The 3,025-nt window shown below is 71.7% G+C and carries 4 protein-coding genes; all 4 read left to right on the plus strand.

Annotation, left to right across the window (positions count from 1 at the left end; all coding sequences use genetic code 11):
* On the plus strand, positions 1-407 hold a 407-nt coding region (locus tag AOK16_RS22875; RefSeq protein ID WP_107098431.1), incomplete at its 5' end, for a nucleotide pyrophosphohydrolase.
* 137 nt (positions 408-544) lie between these two features.
* Positions 545-1,018, plus strand: coding sequence for a DUF6099 family protein (locus AOK16_RS22880; protein WP_055474041.1), 474 nt, complete (start codon positions 545-547; stop codon positions 1,016-1,018).
* Between the two features lie 63 nt (positions 1,019-1,081).
* Positions 1,082-2,005, plus strand: a complete 924-nt coding sequence (locus AOK16_RS22885; RefSeq protein WP_055474042.1) for an LLM class F420-dependent oxidoreductase — start codon at positions 1,082-1,084, stop codon at positions 2,003-2,005.
* A 115-nt stretch (positions 2,006-2,120) separates the two neighbouring features.
* A partial coding sequence (mmuM, locus tag AOK16_RS22890; protein ID WP_055474043.1) for a homocysteine S-methyltransferase occupies positions 2,121-3,025 on the plus strand: 905 nt, incomplete at its 3' end.

Here is a 3,025-nt window from a genome sequence, read left to right on the forward strand (position 1 = left end):
ATCTTGCGGGGTTGCGGCGCAGGCTGGCCGACTTCGCGGCGGCGCGCGGCTGGCAGCCGTACCACACGCCGAAGAACCTGGCATCGGCGCTGAGCGTCGAGGCGGCCGAACTGGTCGAGATCTTCCAGTGGTTGACTCCGGAGGAGTCGGCGCGGGTGATGGACGATCCGCGGAGCGCGCACCGGGTGGCCGACGAGGTCGCGGACGTGCTGGCGTATCTGCTCCAGTTCTGCGAGGTGCTGGGGATCGACGCGCCGGCGGCGCTCTCGGCGAAGATCGACCGGAACGAGCTGCGGTTTCCGGTGCCGTCGGAGCCACCGGAGCGGCCCGCGCCGCTGGGGCATCCTGGGCCTCCCGCGCCGCCCAAGGGGCTCAAATATCCCGGGAGTCGTAACTCTGCGGAGTGAACGGGTTATCAACAAGCGTACAGTTGTCCACAGAATTCTGAATACCCCTGGCTTTTCGGGCCGTTAGGCATCACGCTGGGTAGTGGTTGGGTGACGGCATCGACCGGGTGCCGGAAGGGCCTAAGGGGGAAGCGTGGATGGACGCGGATCGGTTGATCGGCGCGGTTCGGCACGCCTTGGCGCACTCGCGGGCGGCCGAGGAGATCGTGGTCGAGGCATGGCAGGCACAGGCGTTGGCGCAGGCGGTGGGCAGTCACCTTGCGGTCAACGGCCCCGCGGAGCTGCGCTCGGAGGCGCGCGGGCTGAGCGAGGCGGGTGGCAGGGCGTGCGGGGCGCTGTTGTGCCCGGGGTCGAGTGGTGCGCGGGCCGTGCAGCTGTCCGGGGTGCGGGACCCGCGCGGTGTGCTGCTGGATCTCGGCGGACTTCTGGGAGAAGTGGGGATAGCGCTGGTGGGCGTGGCCTGCGCGGCGGACGAGGAGACCCTGTACTGGCAGTGCATCGAGGCGATCGACGCCGCGGACGAGTCCAGCGACCGCGTGCGCGGGCTGCTGAGCCGCCTCGCGGAGCGGGAGCGCTCGCAGTCGGGCTCGGCGGCGGAGCCGATGGTGTGAGGTGTGTGCCTGGCCGGGTGGGCTCGGCGGCCGGGTCGTTGCGCGGCAGTGCAGGATGGAGGCATGGATCTTCGCATCTTCACCGAGCCCCAGCAGGGGGCGAGCTACGACACCCTCCTCGCCGTCGCCAAGGCCACCGAGGACCTCGGCTTCGATGCCTTCTTCCGCTCCGACCACTACCTCCGGATGGGTGCCGGGGACGGGCTGCCGGGTCCCACCGACGCCTGGGTGACCCTCGCCGGTCTCGCCCGCGAGACCAGCCGCATCCGGCTCGGCACGCTGATGACCGCGGCGACCTTCCGGCTGCCCGGCGTGCTGGCCATCCAGGTCGCGCAGGTCGACCAGATGTCGGGCGGGCGGGTCGAACTCGGCCTGGGATCGGGCTGGTTCGAGGAGGAGCACCGGGCGTACGGCATCCCGTTCCCGAAGGAGAAGTTCTCCCGGCTGGAGGAGCAGCTCGCCATCGTGACGGGCCTGTGGGCCACCGAGCCGGGCAAGTCCTTCTCCTACGAGGGCGAGTTCTACCAGCTGGTGGACTCCCCGGCGCTGCCGAAGCCCGCCCAGGCGAAGGTGCCGGTGGTGATCGGCGGCCACGGCGCCACGCGCACACCACGACTGGCGGCGCGGTACGCGGACGAGTTCAACATCCCCTTCGCCTCGATCGAGACCAGCGAGCGCCAGTTCGGCCGGGTGCGGGCGGCGGCCGAGGAGATCGGCCGCGACGCGGGCGAGCTGGTGTACTCCAACGCGCTGGTGGCCTGCGTCGGCAGGGACGACGCCGAGGTCGCCCGCCGGGCGGCGGCCATCGGCCGTGAGGTGTCCGAACTGAAGGAGAACGGCCTCGCGGGCACCCCCGCCGAGGTGACCGACAAACTCGGCCGCTACGCCGAAACCGGCTCGACCCGCTGCTACCTCCAGATCCTGGACCTGACCGACCTGGACCACCTGGAGCTGATCGCGGCCCAGATCCAGCCCCAATTGAGCTGAGCCGGGCCGACCCACTTGGGGCGTTGGTCCCAACAAAGCCGTTCTGTGCTGGATGAGATGTACGGGACGACGTACCTCAGGCCGCGGAGCTGGAGGCCGAGCTGGAGGTGTTGCTGTGACGGTTTCTCGAGTGCCGTTGGCCGAGGCCCTCGACGAGGGGGTTGTCGTGCTCGACGGTGGGCTGTCCAACCAACTGGTCGACCAGGGGTGCGATCTGTCCGATCCGCTCTGGTCGGCGCGGGTGCTGGCTGATGAGCCCGGGCAGATCGAGGCGGCGCATGCGGCGTATGTGCGGGCGGGGGCGCGGGTGCTCATCACGGGCAGCTACCAGGCCACGTATGAGGGGTTCGCCCGGAGGGGTGTCGGGGCCGCGGAGACCTCGGCGCTGCTGCGCCGGAGCGTTGAGTTGGCTCGCGGGGCGGCGGAGTCGGGAAGGGAAGAGACGGGAGGCCCAGGCCCCCGTGTTTGGGTGGCGGCATCCGTCGGGCCCTACGGGGCCATGCTCGCGGACGGCGGTGAGTACCGCGGCCGGTACGGGCTCGGCGTAAGGGAGTTGGAGCGCTTCCACCGGCCCCGTATCGAGGCGCTCTGCGAGGCCGGGCCCGATGTGCTCGCGCTGGAGACGGTGCCCGACGCCGACGAGGCGGAGGCGCTGCTGCGGGCGGTCGAGGGGACGGGGGTGCCGGTCTGGCTCTCGTACACGATCGCGGGCGAGGCCACCCGCGCCGGTCAGCCGCTCGACCGCGCCCTGGGTCTTCTCGCCGGGCACGACCAGGTGATCGCGGCCGGCGTCAACTGCTGCGACCCGCGCGACGCGGACCGCGCCGTGGAGATCGCCGCCGCGGTCACCGGCAAGCCGGTCGTCGTGTACCCCAACAGCGGCGAGACCTGGGACGCCGACGCCCGCGCCTGGCGCGGCGGCTCGACCTATGACCCCGCCCGCGTACGCGCCTGGCGGTCTGCGGGCGCCCGCCTCATCGGCGGCTGCTGCCGCGTCGGCCCGGACCGCATCGCCGAACT

The sequence above is a fragment of the Streptomyces pathocidini genome (assembly GCF_001418495.1).
Taxonomy (GTDB): Bacteria; Actinomycetota; Actinomycetes; order Streptomycetales; family Streptomycetaceae; genus Streptomyces; species Streptomyces pathocidini.